General features: G+C 70.0%; 12 protein-coding genes. 9 read left to right on the forward strand and 3 right to left on the reverse strand.

Going from position 1 to position 14,965, the window contains the following annotated elements:
• Nucleotides 1-9 precede the first annotated feature (9 nt).
• The gene (locus ADK65_RS11575; protein WP_053669893.1) at nt 10-1,344 is read right to left on the reverse strand and encodes an SGNH/GDSL hydrolase family protein; all 1,335 of its coding nucleotides are present in this window, start codon (nt 1,342-1,344) and stop codon (nt 10-12) included.
• Between the two features lie 195 nt (nt 1,345-1,539).
• On the opposite strand from ADK65_RS11575, the gene ADK65_RS11580 reads away from it, so the two are divergent.
• Together ADK65_RS11580 and ADK65_RS11585 are read left to right on the forward strand one after the other, a co-directional pair.
• Nucleotides 1,540-2,883, forward strand: coding sequence for a DUF445 domain-containing protein (locus tag ADK65_RS11580; RefSeq protein WP_234352853.1), 1,344 nt, complete (start codon nt 1,540-1,542; stop codon nt 2,881-2,883).
• 66 nt (nt 2,884-2,949) lie between these two features.
• Nucleotides 2,950-4,419, forward strand: a complete 1,470-nt coding sequence (locus ADK65_RS11585) for an MFS transporter (RefSeq protein ID WP_053669895.1) — start codon at nt 2,950-2,952, stop codon at nt 4,417-4,419.
• A gap of 87 nt (nt 4,420-4,506) precedes the next feature.
• On the opposite strand, the gene ADK65_RS11590 is transcribed toward ADK65_RS11585, so the two are convergent.
• The gene (locus ADK65_RS11590; RefSeq protein WP_053669896.1) at nt 4,507-6,144 is read right to left on the reverse strand and encodes an alpha/beta hydrolase; all 1,638 of its coding nucleotides are present in this window, start codon (nt 6,142-6,144) and stop codon (nt 4,507-4,509) included.
• 404 nt (nt 6,145-6,548) lie between these two features.
• Complete coding sequence (locus tag ADK65_RS11595) at nt 6,549-6,851, reverse strand: hypothetical protein (protein WP_053669897.1); 303 nt, start codon at nt 6,849-6,851, stop codon at nt 6,549-6,551.
• Between the two features lie 168 nt (nt 6,852-7,019).
• Here ADK65_RS11595 and ADK65_RS11600 point away from each other — a divergent pair, with 168 nt between their 5' ends.
• The 7 genes from ADK65_RS11600 to ADK65_RS11630 all read left to right on the forward strand — a co-directional run bounded on the left by ADK65_RS11600 (nt 7,020) and on the right by ADK65_RS11630 (nt 14,962).
• Complete coding sequence (locus ADK65_RS11600) at nt 7,020-7,445, forward strand: Hsp20/alpha crystallin family protein (RefSeq protein WP_199825607.1); 426 nt, start codon at nt 7,020-7,022, stop codon at nt 7,443-7,445.
• A gap of 106 nt (nt 7,446-7,551) precedes the next feature.
• Complete coding sequence (locus tag ADK65_RS11605) at nt 7,552-8,019, forward strand: DUF2267 domain-containing protein (RefSeq protein WP_078955915.1); 468 nt, start codon at nt 7,552-7,554, stop codon at nt 8,017-8,019.
• 88 nt (nt 8,020-8,107) lie between these two features.
• Entirely contained in the window at nt 8,108-8,908 is an 801-nt protein-coding gene (locus ADK65_RS11610; protein WP_107092267.1) for an alpha/beta fold hydrolase, read from the forward strand.
• A gap of 212 nt (nt 8,909-9,120) precedes the next feature.
• A complete protein-coding gene (locus ADK65_RS11615; protein ID WP_053669900.1) occupies nt 9,121-10,407 on the forward strand; it encodes an ABC transporter substrate-binding protein in 1,287 nt (428 codons plus the stop codon).
• A gap of 6 nt (nt 10,408-10,413) precedes the next feature.
• Nucleotides 10,414-11,385: a carbohydrate ABC transporter permease gene (locus tag ADK65_RS11620; RefSeq protein WP_078955916.1), complete on the forward strand. Its 972-nt coding sequence runs from the start codon at nt 10,414-10,416 to the stop codon at nt 11,383-11,385.
• The gene (locus ADK65_RS11625; protein WP_078955917.1) at nt 11,385-12,302 is read left to right on the forward strand and encodes a carbohydrate ABC transporter permease; all 918 of its coding nucleotides are present in this window, start codon (nt 11,385-11,387) and stop codon (nt 12,300-12,302) included. The genes ADK65_RS11620 and ADK65_RS11625 overlap by 1 nt, the downstream gene beginning before the upstream one ends.
• Complete coding sequence (locus ADK65_RS11630) at nt 12,299-14,962, forward strand: beta-galactosidase (protein ID WP_053669901.1); 2,664 nt, start codon at nt 12,299-12,301, stop codon at nt 14,960-14,962. The genes ADK65_RS11625 and ADK65_RS11630 overlap by 4 nt, the downstream gene beginning before the upstream one ends.
• Nucleotides 14,963-14,965 lie beyond the last annotated feature (3 nt).

Below are 14,965 nucleotides of genomic sequence, written 5' to 3' on the forward strand. Positions count from 1 at the left end.
CGGGAAGGGCTACAGCTCCGCCGGCGCCGACCCCTTCAGCGTCGACAAGTCGAAGGACTCCGCCATCCGCGCGTACCCCTTGTCGCTGGGGTGCAGATGGTCGCCCGAGTCGTAGTCGGGCCGCAGCCGCCGCGGGTTGTAGGGGTCCCGCAGCGCCTGGTCGAAGTCGGCCACGGCGTCGTACACCCGCCCGGCGCGGATCTGCGCGTTGATGGCCTGGCGGACCTGCTCACGCGCCTCCGTGTACCCGCGGTGCCCCTGGAACGGCATCAGCGTCGCTCCGACGACCTTCACGCCGCGCGCGTGGGCCTGTCCCACCAGCGTGCGCAGCCCCGTGAGGACCGCGTTCGGGTCGGCCAGGCGCGGGTTGCGCAGGATGTCGTTGACGCCGAGGTCGATGACGACGACCTTGACGTTCGTCCGCTCCAGCACGTCCCGCTGGAAGCGGTTCAGGCCGCTGGGGTTGTCCGCCGGGCGGCCCAGGCCGTCGGCGAGGACCTGGTTGCCGCTGATGCCCTGGTTGACGACGCTGTAGCGGGGCAGGTCCCGCCCGGAGGCGATCTCGGAGCGCAGCCGGTCGGACAGCACGTCGGTCCAGCGGCTGTTGGTGTCGGGCGTGGAGGTGATGCCGTCCGTCAGGGAGTCGCCGAGGGCGACGACCGTGCCGTCGGACTCGTTGCTCAGCACGTCCAGCGCCGTCAGGTAACGCCAGGACCCGATCCGCTCGGTGTACGGCGTGCCGGTGGCGTCCTGCGCGTGGTCGCCCTGGGCGACGTAGGAGGTCTGCCGGGCGTGCCGGTGGTAGGTCACCGGGCCGGAGCTGGTGGGCGTGTAGGTGGTGATCAGGACGTCGGAGTCGTGCGGGACGACGACCCGTACCGCGTCGCTCATGACCTGCCGGCCGGGCGGGACGACGACCGTGGGGCCGCCGCCGAAGGTCAGCTGCCGCATGGTGTCGGCGAGTGCCGCCGGTGTGCCGCTGCCCGCGGAGACGGCGATCGTCGCCCGCGTGATGCTCAGCGGCGACTGGCCGTAGAGATTGGAAAGCGTGACGCGGGCACTCGTACCGCCGACGCTGGTGTGGACGACGTTGCGTACCGAGCGGTCCGCCATGCCCGCGGTCTCGGTGCCGGGTTCGGCGGCGGAGGGAGATGCGGACCAGGTGCCGACCCAGGTGCCGGTGGAGGCGGGGGCGGCGGAGTTGTGGGGGGCGCGGCCGTCGCCGAGGGCGTTGCGGATGCGCTGGCCGTCGTCGGGCGCCACGCCGACGTATATGGCGGTGGAAAGGCTCACGATCGCTGCGACGACCAGGGCCAGGAGGGCGTAGCCACGTCCTCGGGTCATGCTGTTCAGTTCTCCTCGGGCGATGGGAGCCCAAGGCTCCGATCTGATGTGCCCATGATGCGGCATGGGCCGGGGGAAGCTCACAGCACCCCGTGGCATTACCCCTCCCGACAGACGCCGGGAACTGCTGTTCCGTTCCAGGAGTCGGTCAGGAAGGGACAATGTGTGTGCGGGATCACCGAGCGGGTGGAGCGGATGGAACAGACGAAAGCAGCGGAAAAGGGTGCCGGTGCCGGAGGGCAGCATGCCCGCCCCGGCGCCGCCGTGAACCGCGCGATGACGACCTTCAGCCCTGCGGACCAGGAGAAACAGCGCGGCGTACGCCGAATGAAGCTCACCGCCACCGGACTTCTCGTGTTCGTGGCGCTGGTCTACGTCCTGTCCACCTGGGCACACAACTCCGGCGCCGGGTCCTGGGCGGCCTATGTCGCCGCCGCCTCCGAGGCGGGCATGGTGGGCGCGCTCGCCGACTGGTTCGCCGTCACCGCCCTCTTCCGCCACCCCCTCGGCATCCCCATCCCGCACACCGCGATCATCCCCACCAAGAAGGACCAGCTCGGCGTCTCCCTGGGCGAGTTCGTCGGCGAGAACTTCCTCTCCGAGGACGTCGTACGGCAGCGGCTGCGCGCCGTCGGCATCGGCAGCCGCCTGGGCGCCTGGCTCGCGGTCCCCGAACACGCCGACCGGGTCACCGCGGAGCTGTCCACGGCCCTGCGCGGCGCCCTGACCGTCCTGCGCGACTCCGACGTCCAGGCCGTCGTCGGCGAGGCCATCACCCGCCGCGCGAACGCCCAGGAGATCGGACCCGGCATCGGCAAGATGCTGGAGAAGGTCGTCGCCGACGGCGGTCACAAACGCGTCGTCGACCTGATCGTCACCCGAGCGCACGACTGGCTTGTGCTGCACCGCGACGAGGTGATGGACGCCGTGGAGGGCGGCGCCCCGGGCTGGACACCGAAGTTCGTCGACCGGAAGGTCGGCGAGCGCGTCTACCGGGAACTGCTGCGCTTCGCCACCGAGATGCGCGACATGCCCGGCCACCCGGCGCGCAGCGCCCTGGACCGTTTCCTCACCGACTTCGCGGGCGACCTCCAGTCCGACACCGACACCCGCGCCCGCGTCGAGCGGCTCAAGGGCGAGGTCCTCGGCCGCGGCGAGGTGCAGGACCTCATCGCCAGCGCCTGGACGGCCGTACGGTCCATGATCGTCTCAGCGGCCGAGGACGAGCGCAGCGAGCTGCGGCTGCGCGTACGGGCGTCCCTGCTGTCGCTGGGCTCCCGGATGGCGCGCGAGCGCAAGGTGCAGGACAAGGTCGACCAGTGGGTGGAGGACGCGGCCGTCTACGTCGTCACCACCTACCGCAAGGAGATCACCTCCCTGATCACCGACACGGTCGCGAGCTGGGACGCCGAGCACACCACGAAGAAGATCGAGGCGAACATCGGCCGCGACCTGCAGTTCATCCGCATCAACGGCACGGTCGTCGGCTCCCTGGCCGGCCTGCTGATCTACACGGTGTCGCACGCACTGGGCGCGTGAGGCTTCGGGCGTAAGAGAAGCCGGTCAGGGCACCCGACGGGGATTCCGCTCGAAGAGGAGGGGGCCATGACCACCGCCCAGGCCGACACCGGCCACACCGTCACCACCGACATCCCCGCCCGCCTCGACCGCCTCCCGTGGTCGCGCTGGCACTGGACGATCGTCATCGGTCTCGGCACCGTATGGATCCTCGACGGACTCGAAGTCACCGTCGTGGGCAACATCGCCAGCCGCCTGTCGGAACCCGGCAGCGGCCTGCCCATCACGTCCGGCGAGGTCACCGGCATGGCAGCCGCCCTGTACGTGGCGGGCGCCTGCCTGGGCGCACTGTTCTGGGGCCGCCTGACCGACAGATGGGGGCGCAAAAAGCTCTTCATGATCACCCTGGCGGTCTACCTGGCCGCCACGGCCCTCACCGCGATCTCCTTCGACACCTGGTGGTTCTTCCTCTTCCGGTTCCTCACCGGCTTCGGCATCGGCGGCGAGTACGCGGCCATCAACTCGGCGATCGACGAGCTCATCCCCAAGGAGTACCGCGGCCGCACCGACCTGATGATCAACGGCAGCTTCTGGCTGGGCGCGGTCTTCGGCTCACTGCTGTCGATCGTCGCGCTGGACACGGACATCTTCGCGGCGAACGTCGGCTGGCGTCTCACCTTCGCGCTCGGCGCGGTCCTCGCCCTGGTGATCCTCCTGGTCCGCCGGCACGTCCCCGAAAGCCCGCGCTGGCTGCTGATCCACGGCCGCGACGACGAAGCGGAACGCATCGTCTCCTCCATCGAGAGCAAGATCGAGGAGGAGAGGGGCGAGCCGCTGCCCCGCGCCGAGGGCGAGATCACCATCCACCAGCGCCGCAGCGTCTCCTTCATCGAGATCGGCCGCACGGTCTTCTCCGACTACCGCCGCCGCGCGATCCTCGGCTTCTCCCTCTTCATCGGCCAGGCGTTCCTCTACAACGCGATCACCTTCGGCTTCGGCGCGATCCTGACGACGTTCTTCGACGTCCCGAGCGGCAACACCGGCTACTACTTCGCCGTCATCGCCATCGGCAACTTCTGCGGCCCGCTGTTCCTCGGCAAGCTCTTCGACACGGTCGGCCGCCGCATCATGATCTCCGGCACCTACATCCTGTCCGGCCTGCTCCTGTTCGGCACGGCCTGGCTCTTCGACCAGGGATCCCTGAGCGCGACCACGATGACGGCCTGCTGGTGCGCGGTGCTGTTCTTCGCCTCGGCCGGCGCGTCCAGCGCCTACCTGACGGTCTCCGAGGTCTTCCCCATGGAGACCCGGGCGATGTCGATCGCGTTCTTCTACGCCATCGGCACCGCGGCCGGCGGCATCAGCGGCCCGCTGCTGTTCGCCAAGCTCACGGAATCCGGCGTCGTCGGCGACACGGTCCTGGCCTTCTCGATCGGCGCGACGCTGATGTGCCTGGCCGGCCTGGTGGCGGCCCTCCTCGCGGTGAAGGCGGAACGCCGCTCCCTGGAGGACATCGCCACACCGCTGACGGCGGCGGAGCAGAAGACGACGGTGTAGCGGCCCGAGGCGGGCGGGACAGGCTCCGGTTCATGACGACCGGGGCCGGTCCCGCCCGCGCTCACGTCCGTGCCGGACCGGTCCGCGTCACCCGGCCCGCCCGTACGTGCCCGTACCCAGCAGCTCCGGCAGCGGGTTGACCAGGCCGCCGGAGGGCGACTGCCGCTGCGCGGAGGGCCCGGACGGCCACACCGCCGGACAGTGCGTGCCCTTGCGCGGCGTCTTCAGGGTCACGAGGTAGGTGTCGATGGCGTCCCGCGCACACGGGCTCAGCCAGTAGTCGCCGTGGCCCACACCGTCGTACGTGAGGAACACGGCCTCCCGCCCGATCTGCCGGGCCGCGTTGGCGCCCCAGGAGTACGGGGTGGCCGGGTCGAAGCGGCTGTTGGTCATCAGGATCGGCGGAGTTCCCTCGACGTCCAGCCGGCGCTGCGGGTTGCGCACCTCGGACGGCCAGTCCTGGCAGCCGTTCTGGACGGTCCAGCCGAGCGGGCTGAGCCGCATCACGGGCGCGAGCCGGCCCAGTTCACGCTCGAAACGGGCCAGAGTGCGGTAGGAGGACACACCGAAGTCGTAGTCCTGGCACATCACCGAGTTGAACGGGTACTCCATCGGCTCCCCGTACGTCCGCGCGAACCGCGCCGCCGCCCCGGCGGCACCGGCGTCCAGGTCGGCGAGCATCCGGGCGAACCCGAACCAGACGGCCGGGTCGTACATGCTGCCCAGGGCCACGGACTGGAGGTCCTGGGGCGTGATGGTCTGCGGCGGGTCCCCCGGCACCACCAGTTCACCGGCCTCCGCACGCTTGTAGAGCGAGGTGAACACGGCCCGGGCGTCTTGGCCGTGCAGAGCGCAACTCGCGGTACGGGCGCACCAGTCGGCGAACTGGCCGTACGACTGCTCCACCCCGACGGCCTCGGTCTTCTGGAAGCCCCACGGGCCCAGGCTGTGGTCCATGTTGGAGTCGAGCGTCATCGCGCGGATGCGGTGCGGGTAGCGCTCGGCGTACTGCTGGCCGATCGCGGTGCCGTAGGAGACGCCGTAGTAGCTGATCCGCCGCTCGCCGAGACCGGCGCGGATCGCCTCCATGTCGCGGACGACGCTCCCGGTGTCCATGTGGTCGGCGAGCGGGCCCGACAGTTCGCGGCAGCTCTCGCCGAGCGCGCGGTTGGCCTTGCGGAGGGCGGCGAAGGAGGCGGCGCTGTCCGGGTAGAGCAACGCGTTCTGGGTCATCACCCGGTCCTCGTCGCACACCACCGGGGTGCTGCGGGCGACACCGCGCGGGTCGAAGCCCACGATGTCGAACCGCGCGAGCAGCTCGGGGGAGAAGCTGCTGGGGGCGCTGAACGCGAAGTCCACGCCCGAGCCGCCCGGCCCACCGGGGTTGACCAGCAGCGAACCGATCCTGCGGGCGGGGTCGGTGGCCCGGTGCCGGGCGAGGGCCAGGTCGAGGGTGGTTCCCTTCGGCCGCTTCCAGTCCACGGGCACCTTGACCGTGGCGCACTCGAAGACGCCCTCACCCCCGACGGACGGCGGCTCACAGGGCGCCCAGGCTATGCGGCCGGGTAAGCCGGGGGTGGGGGACACGGCCGTGTCCTCGGCCGAGGGCGCGGCGACCGCGGTCCCGCTGATCAACTGCCCGAACAGCGCGGTGGCCAGTGCTCCTACGGCCAGTCTCCCGCGCCGTCGTATGACACGCGGGACCGGTGGGGTGTGGGACGGCACGAATGTTCCTCCATGGATCAGGAGTTCACAGTTGGATCACACCCTTTCTCCAACTCCCGTGCATCACAAGGGATATGACGGCCAGCTGTGGCCGGACCGCTTCGGCCGTGCGAACCCCCGACAGAAACTGCGCTATAGTTGATCTGTGTCCAGCCGCCGGAACTCCGGTAGCGGGACGATGCGTTGGTGGTCCAAGGAAAGACGCCCCACTTCCTGTGGGGAAATGCAGGTGCAAGGCCTGCCCGGCGCTCCGACAAGAACCCGGCCCTGGAAAACAGGGCCGGGTTCTTTGCTGTGCCGAACCATCACATGAGGTCGCCGCGTCGGCCGAGGTGAAACGATCGACCGAGGTGAAGCGGCTCGGCCGAGCCGCTTCACCTCACCTCGGTCAGCCGGTCAGCCGGTCAGCCGCGCCGGTCCGCGACCGCCCACGACGCCAGCCCCACGGCCCCCGCCACACCGAACACGGCAGGCCAGGCCCCCACCTTCTTCGCCAGCGGATGGGACCCGGCGAAGGCGGCGACGTACGCGGCCGACAACGCCCCCGCCGCCACCCCGCCGGCCTGCTGCCGCCACTGCCGGGCGGCCGCCGCACCGGCCACGGCGAGCACGACCCCGCCGAGCGGCCGCTGCCGGGTCCAGCGGGCCACGCCGTACCCGCCCACGAGCCCGCTCGCAGCGACCACCGCACTGGGAACCTTCGCCATACCTGCCTCCTGCGTCGTACACCTGTTCAAGATCCCGAGGCTAGCCCGCAGACTTTCGGAACCCGAACCTGAGCCTGGGCTTGTCAAGTTTCCTCCTCCGAGCTATATAAGAAGACGCAGACCGTATGGCATCGCACCCACGGCACCTGAAGAGAGGAGTGACCCGTGATGCTCATGCGCACGGACCCCTTCCGTGAGCTCGACCGACTCACCCAGCAGGTCTTCGGCCCCGCCACCAATCGCCCCACGGCGATGGCGATGGACGCCTACCGCTCCGGGGACGACTTCTTCGTCCACTTCGACCTCCCCGGCATCGACCCCGAGACGATCGAGCTGGACGTCGAACGCAACGTCCTGAACGTCCGAGCCGAGCGCAGGTCCCCCGCCCCCGAGGGCGCGGAACCCCTCGTCGCCGAGCGCCCCACCGGCACCTTCACGCGCCAGCTGTTCCTCGGCGACACACTCGACACGGAGCGCATCGACGCCTCCTACGAGGCCGGCGTCCTGACCCTGCGCATCCCGGTGGCCGAGCAGGCCAAGCCCCGCCGCATCCAGATCACGGGCGGCGACGCGCCCAGGCAGATCAGCGGCTGACCTCACCGCACCGCCCACAGGAACGCCGCGCCGCCGGTACGAGCTCCCGGCGGCGCGGCACCCCCACACGCACCCCCCCGCACACACCCGGAGGAAAACCCCGCACATGAGCACGCCGACGGTGCCCCGTGTGACGACGAGCCACGCCCCTCACACCGCCGCCGCGGCGGCCGACGACGGCTGGCCCCACCTGGTCGACGCGGTCCGCGAGTCGGGCCTCTACCCCACCCGGACGAAGGCGGAACAGGTCACCCGTACCGTCCTGACCGCCCTCGGCACCCACGTCACCGGCGACGAACGCGTCGACCTGGCACGCGCCCTGCCCGCGGAGGCCGCCCGGCTGATCGCTTCCCAGATCCCGGCCACAGACCGCCTCACGGCCGCACGGTTCGTCGACGAGGTCGCCTCACGCACGCCTGGGGCGACGCCGGCCACGGCCCGCTGGGACGTCAGCTCGGTCCTGAGCGCGCTGCCGCCCCTCATCGGCGACGATCTGGTCACCCGCATCCTGGCCCAACTCCCCACCGGCTACGCCCTCCTGTTCGGCCGAGCGGACCTGACCCCGGCGCCGTAGTCTTCCGAAGACACACGACGGCCACCGCCCAGGTCATGGACCGGCGGTGGCCGTCACGGCGCCCGACCCGCTGCCGCCAGGAGCCTCCTTGACCCGTACGACGTCGACCACCCTCACCACCCCGGACGGCACGCACCTCGCCCACACGGACCACCACCCCGCCGGGAACCCCGCGTCCACCTTCCTCCTCCTGCACGGTCTGGCCGGCCACCAGGGCGAGTGGGACACCCTCGCCGCGCAACTGTCCGCCGACGGCCACCGCGTGGTGACGTACGACGCCCGAGGCCACGGCGCCAGCACCCGCACACCGGCGACCACGACCCGCGAGGCCCACGTCCAGGACGCCGTGGCCCTCATCCGGCAACTGGACCTGGCCCCGGTGACCCTCCTCGGCCATTCCCTGGGCGGCCACACGGCCATGCTGCTGGCCGCGTCCCACCCCCACCTGGTGAAATCCCTGATCCTGATCGAAGCGGGCCCGGCGGGTCCGGCCCCTGGTCTCCCCGCCCAGATCGCGACCTGGCTGGACAGCTGGCCGACGCCGTTCAGGTCCCTCGAGGAGGCGGAATCCTTCCTCGGTCACGAGGCCTGGACGAGGACGCTGGAGCAGCGGGCCGACGGCTGGTACCCGGCCTTCGACCGCACCACCATCGTCGACTCGGTCGCCGAACTGGCCACCACCGCCTACTGGGAGGAGTGGTCTCGCATCACCTGCCCGACCCTCCTCATCCAGGGCGAACGCGGCACGATGCGTCCCGGCGAGCCGGCCGAGATGCTCAGCCGCCGCCCGCACACGCGGTTGATCCGCATTTCCGACGCCGCCCACGACGTCCACCTGGATCAGCCGGAGCGCCTCTACGAGGCGATCGTTTCGTTCCTGTCCGGCTGAAAGGCGTCCCACCGGCGCCGCCGGTCCACCTGCAACAACCCCGTCGATGCCCGCTTTTGTGCGGCCTTGAGCTCCAGGTCACAACGGAACCCACACGAAACAAGGTCTTGTCGCCCACTTAAAACGACGGTTATTTTAACCGCCATTCGAAGTCCGGCCTGATCATCCGGGCGACCTCAAGGCGTGTGCATGTCTCAAGGAAGGGCAGTGCCATGACGCTTGACAGTGCGCGGTTTTCTCGTCGGGGATTTCTGGGGCTGGGAGTCGCGGCGGGGGTCATCACGCTGACGGCGTGCGGCTCCGGCGCCGGTGCGGCCGACGCTCCGCTGGTGATGACGGTGTGGGGCGGCGACCCCGACCGCAAGACGTACCAGGCCCGCATCGACCTGCTGGTCAAGAAGCACCCGGACCTGAAGGTCAAGCTGCAGCTGGTGCCGAACGACTCCTACGCGCAGAAGGTGCAGACGATGATCGCCGGCGGCACTGGGCCGGACATCATGCAGGTCGCCGAAAGCGTCAACACGTACTCCAGCAAGGGTCAGCTGCTGCCCCTCGACGACCTCGCCAAGCAGGCGAAGCTCGACCCCGGGCAGCGGTTCGGCCCGGTCGGCTCGCTCTACACGTACGAGGACAAGCTGTATGCGATCCCGGACCGCTCCGGTGCGGTCACCGTGTTCTACAACAAGGACATGTTCGACAAGAAGGGCATCAAGGCGCCCACGGCGGACTGGACCTGGGACGACGCCCTCGACGCGTTCAAGGAGCTGACGGTCCCCGGCAAGGTGTGGGGATACAGCGGTGCCGAATGGTTTCCGCAGTGGTGGAGCCTCGCCTACCAGAACGGCGGCACCATCATCGACGCCCAGGGCCGGCCCGCGGTCGACAGCGACGAGGTCGTCGAGGCGCTCCAGTGGGCGGGCGACCTGGTCTTCAAGCACAAGGTGGTGCCGAGCAAGGCGGACTACGCCGACATGGGCCCCGACATCGGCGGCGACCAGGCCTTCCCCAACCAGAAGGTCGCCACCCACGCCAACGGCTTCTGGGTCATGTCGGGCCTGACGAAGGTGAAGTTCGGCTGGGACATCGCGCCCATGTGGCGCGGCAAGAAGCAGGCCGTGTCGGCGTTCGGCAGCGGACTCGCGATCTCCCGCACCTCCAAACAGCGCGACAACGCCTTCAAGGCGATCGACTTCCTCACCTCCCCCGCGGCGCAGACGGAGATCATCGCCTCCGGCCAGGACGTGCCGGCCAACCTGGAGGTGCAGAAGAGCCAGGCCTTCCTCAAACCGTCGTGGATGAAGACGGACGTCGACATGGGCGTGTTCGCAGAGTCGAGCGCGTTCGTCTTCCGGGCGCCGTTCATCCCCGAGTGGAACGAGATGCAGGACGTGTTCTCGAAGGGCCTCGCCGACTTCTGGCTCGGCAAGGAACGCAGCGCCAAGAAGGCGCTGACCGCCGTGCAGAAGGACCTCGAGTCCCTCATCAAGTCCGGGGCATGACCGGCTGTGGCAACCTCGACCGTCCCGAAGGCCGCTCCCACGGCCGCGGAGAAGCCCCCCTCCTCAGGAAAGCCCAAGCTCTCCAAGCGCCGACGCCGTGAGGCGCTCTCCTTCTACCTGTTCATCTCCCCATGGGTGATCGGCTTCCTGGTCTTCCTGCTCGGGCCGATGATCGCGTCGATCTACTACTCCCTGACCGACTGGGACTCCTTCACCCCGCCGAAGTGGGTCGGCTTCCAGAACTACGTCAGGATCCTCACCGACGACCCGGCGTTCTGGAAGGCGCTGTGGAACACCTTCTACTACGCGGCGATCTCGGTCCCGCTGGGCCTGGTCCTCGGGCTCTGGCTCGCGAACCTGCTCAACAAGCAGATCAGGGCCCGCAAGTTGTTCCGCACCCTGATCTATCTGCCGACGCTGATCCCCCTGGTCGCCACAGCGATGATCTTCCGGATGGTGCTCGCGCCGAGCGGCCCGATCAACGACTTCCTCGGCCTGTTCGGAGTCTCGGGCCCCGACTGGCTGCTCGACGGCCCCTGGGTCAAGCCCGCCCTGATCCTGATGTCGGCGTGGGGCGCGGGCGCCTCGACCGTACTGCTGCTCGCCGCGATGAAGGGCATCCCACGTGAGCTGTACGAGGCGGCCGAGGTCGACGGCGCGAGCGCGACGCGGCAGTTCTGGAGCATCACGCTGCCGCACCTGACGCCCATCATCTTCTTCAACCTGATCATGGGCCTGATCAACGCGTTCCAGATCTTCTCGCAGGTCTACATCCTCATCCCCAAGGGCAAGAACCCCGCGGGCTACGACGCGGCCCAGACCATGGTGCCGCTCCTGTTCGACCAGGCGTTCAGCTACTACCGCATGGGCTACGCCTCGGCGATCTCCTGGCTGCTGTTCCTGGTGATCATGGTGTTCACGGTGATCGCCTTCCGCACCACCCGGCGCTGGGTGTTCTACGAGACCGAGGTGAAGTGATGGCGACCCTGGCACCCCCTGTCCCCACGCGCGGGCACGAGGACCGGCCAGCGAAGGAACAAGCCCCCGCCGTACGGGCGTTCCGTGCGACCCCGTTCACCTACGGCACCCTGCTGATCGTCGCGGCGATCCTGACCACCCCGCTGGTCTTCGTCGGCTCGATCGCCCTGTCCGGCGACGCCACCGTGAACAACGGCGCGTTCACGATCATCCCGCGCGAATTCCACTGGGACAATTTCTCCCGGGTGTTCAGCACCGAACTGCCGGTGGGCACCTTCCTGCTCAACTCGGTGCTCATCTCGCTGTTCTCGGTGGTGGGGCAGGTCCTCTCCAGCGGCCTGGTCGGCTACGCCTTCGCCCGGCTGCGGGCACCCGGCAAGAACACGATGTTCCTCATCGTCATCGCGACGATGATGATCCCGACGCAGATCACGATGATCCCCCAGTTCATCCTGTTCCGGGACCTGGGCTGGGTGAACACCTTCCTGCCGCTGATCGTGCCGAACTTCTTCTCCAACGCCTTCAACGTCTTCCTGGTACGGCAGTTCGTCTCCCGGCTGCCCAGCGAGCTCGACGAGGCCGCCATGATGGACGGCCTGGGCTTCTTCGGCGTCTACCGGCGGATCATGTTCCCGATGCTCCGGCCCGTCCTGATCGCCATCGGCATCTTCACCCTGACCCACACCTGGGGCGACTTCATGGGCCCCCTGATCTACCTCAACGACGAGACGAAGATGCCGCTCGCCCTGGGCGTGCAGTACATCACCGCCACCTCGCAGGCGGGCCAGGCTCCGCCCTGGAACCTGGTGATGGTCGGCTCGATCCTGCTCGCCCTGCCGATGATCCTCGTCTACTACCTCGGCCAGAAGTACCTGTACGAAATGGACATCAGCGGCGGAAGCGCGGGGGTCAAGTGAGCAGCAGTCCGACCACAGTGGTCAACAGCGCCATCGAGCTCGACGCCCGGGGCACCCGGATCGAGGGCGGTCCGCGTGCCGTGCTGTGCGCGTCCCTGTTCTACTTCCGCATTCCGCGCGAGCAGTGGCGTGCCCGTCTCCAGCAGGTACGGGACTCGGGATACACCTGCGTGGACGTCTACCTGCCGTGGAACTTCCACGAGACGGCCCCCGGCCGCTGGTCCTTCGAGGGCCGGCGGGACGTCGCCGCCTTCCTCGACCTCGCGCAGGAGGAGGGGCTGTACGTCATCGCGCGGCCGGGCCCCTACATCTGCTCCGAGTGGGACGGCGGCGCACTGCCCGCATGGCTCGGCCTGGACCCGGAGTTGCGGATCCGGCAGAACGAGCCACGCTTCCTCGCCGGGGTCACCGCCTGGTTCGACCAGGTGCTGCCCCTGCTCGCCGAGCGCCAGTACCCGGCGGGCGGCACCGTCATCATGGTGCAGCTGGAGAACGAGCTGGACTTCTTCGACTGCGAGGACCGCACGGGGTACGTGACCGCCCTGCGCGACCAGGCGATCCGCCACGGCATCACCGTGCCGCTGATCGCCTGCTCCGGACAGGGCGACCTCGAAGGCGCCACCGGCGACGTCCCCGGTGTCGTACCGGCGTGCAACTTCTACCCGGACGACGACTCCCCGCACATCGAACCCGAAGTGCGCCGTTACGCCGACCTGCTGGCGGAGCGCGACCTGCCCCTGCTGATCACCGAGACCAACCGCCGCCACCGCACCCTGCGCAGGCTCCTGGCCAGCGGCGCCTCGCTGATCGCCCCCTACCTCCAGTCCTCCGGCTGGAACTTCGGCTACACCCCGTCCGCCGGCAACTGGGGCAGGCCCGGCAACCTCATGAGCCACGGCTACGACTTCGGCGGCTACGTCTCCTCCACCGGCACCGAACGCCCCGAGTACGCCGAGGCCCAGATCCTCGCCCGCGTCATCGACACCCTGGGCCCACGCCTGGCGCTCGCCACCCCGACCACCCCGCCTACGCCCCTCACCACCGACTTCCCGACCAGCTCGTCACCGTCGGCCTTGCGGCTCGAGGGAGGCGGGCTGCTCCTCGCCGTACCGCATCTCGGGAGCCGGACGGGGGCGGAGACGGGAACGGGAACGGCGGTGGTGAACGGGGTGCCGGTCGCGGTAGCGGCGGACTCGTGCCCGTTGATGCTGGTGGACGTGCCCCTGGAGCCGTGGGGCCGCGAAGGAACGCTCACTCTGGCGTCCGCGGACCTGGTGGCGGCGGGGGCGGGCGTGCTGGTGTTCTCCTCCGAGGTGCCGGTCACCGCCGTCGTCGGGGACACCCGGGTCGAAATACCGGCGCCGGAGGCCGGAGCGCCGCAGCGGGAGACGGTCGCGGGGCTGACCGTCGTCGCGCTGACCCCGGCAGACGCCGTACGCCTGCGCGCCACGGACAGCGACGGCACCGTACATCTCGACGCACCGGCACCCGCACGGCCCGCCGCACCGGACCCCGTCGCGGTACGGCGCGCGCGGCGACGTACGAACACCGCCCCCGAGCGGCCGTCCGGCCGGCACGAGCTGCCGCCGACGCTGGAGTCGCTCGGCGTGTACCGGGGGCGCGGCACCTACCGGACCACGACGGACCTCACAGACGTCGACGCGCTGCTGCTCGTCGGGGCGGCGGACATCGTCGACCTGGCCGTCGCCGGCCGGCCACGCCCGACGATCGCCGACTTCGGAGCCACCCGGCGGATCGACGTCCGCGAGGCGACCGGTGTCGTCGACGTCGAGGCAGTCGTGGAGATCTGGGGCCACGCGAACTTCGACGACGCACGCCTGCCGGCGCTCCGCCTCGGCGCGCTGCGGGGGCTCGGCACGATGTGGACGGTCCGGGAGACGACGGACGTGTCGGCGCTGTGGGAGGTCCACGGCCACTGGGCGGGCCGCCCGGCACCCCTGCGCGAACTCGGCGGCTGGAGCAGCACCCGCGTCGGAATCCCCGTCACGTACACGCGAGAGATCCGAACGGCCACCGCAGCAGCCCTGCACCTCAAGGGGGTCGTCGAGCCGGTACGGGTCACCGTGGCAGACGGCGAGCCGCACACAGCAGACGCCGCCCACGAGCCGCCCAGCGCAGCCACCGTCCACACCGTCCACGCCGAGGACCCGTGGGTCACGCTGCCCGCAGGCACCCACCGCATCTCGGTCACGCTGCCGCACCACCCCAGCGGCGGCGGCCTCCGCGCCGAATTGCTCGGCCTGGACCCGGTCACGGACTGGACGTGCGCCGCGCAGGACGACGACCTGCTGACCGCGTTCGCTACCGACGCAGCACCCGGGCAGGAGGTTCAGCTGCCGCTGACCCTGGCACCAGGGGAGGAGGCATGGCTCGACGTCGACCTGCCGCCCTCCCACGACGGCCTCCTCCTGCGCCCGGACGGCACACAGCTCCGGGTGACCGGATGGGCGGGCGGGGAGTGCGTGGGCAGGGTCTGGGTCGGCGACCGCCCGGACTTCTCGGGCGGCGACGCGGATGCCCTGTGGATCCCGCCGGGCTGGTCGGGGCTGAGCCTGCTGGTGCGGGGAGCCGCGGGAGCGAGGGATCCGGAGCTGCGCGTGCTGCGGTTGGAGTCGTCCGACTCGGAAGGCAGGCCGTAAAGC

This window comes from Streptomyces sp. NRRL B-1140, assembly GCF_001280065.1.
Classification (GTDB): Bacteria; Actinomycetota; Actinomycetes; order Streptomycetales; family Streptomycetaceae; genus Streptomyces.

Excerpts from the sequence above, each read along its gene's own strand:
- ADK65_RS11575 (WP_053669893.1), bottom strand. The coding sequence starts at position 1,344 with ATGACCCGAGGACGTGGCTACGCCCTCCTGGCCCTGGTCGTCGCAGCG.
- ADK65_RS11580 (WP_234352853.1), top strand. The coding sequence starts at position 1,540 with ATGGAACAGACGAAAGCAGCGGAAAAGGGTGCCGGTGCCGGAGGGCAG.
- ADK65_RS11585 (WP_053669895.1), top strand. The coding sequence starts at position 2,950 with ATGACCACCGCCCAGGCCGACACCGGCCACACCGTCACCACCGACATC.
- ADK65_RS11595 (WP_053669897.1), bottom strand. The coding sequence starts at position 6,851 with ATGGCGAAGGTTCCCAGTGCGGTGGTCGCTGCGAGCGGGCTCGTGGGC.
- ADK65_RS11600 (WP_199825607.1), top strand. The coding sequence starts at position 7,020 with ATGCTCATGCGCACGGACCCCTTCCGTGAGCTCGACCGACTCACCCAG.
- ADK65_RS11605 (WP_078955915.1), top strand. The coding sequence starts at position 7,552 with ATGAGCACGCCGACGGTGCCCCGTGTGACGACGAGCCACGCCCCTCAC.
- ADK65_RS11615 (WP_053669900.1), top strand. The coding sequence starts at position 9,121 with ATGACGCTTGACAGTGCGCGGTTTTCTCGTCGGGGATTTCTGGGGCTG.
- ADK65_RS11625 (WP_078955917.1), top strand. The coding sequence starts at position 11,385 with ATGGCGACCCTGGCACCCCCTGTCCCCACGCGCGGGCACGAGGACCGG.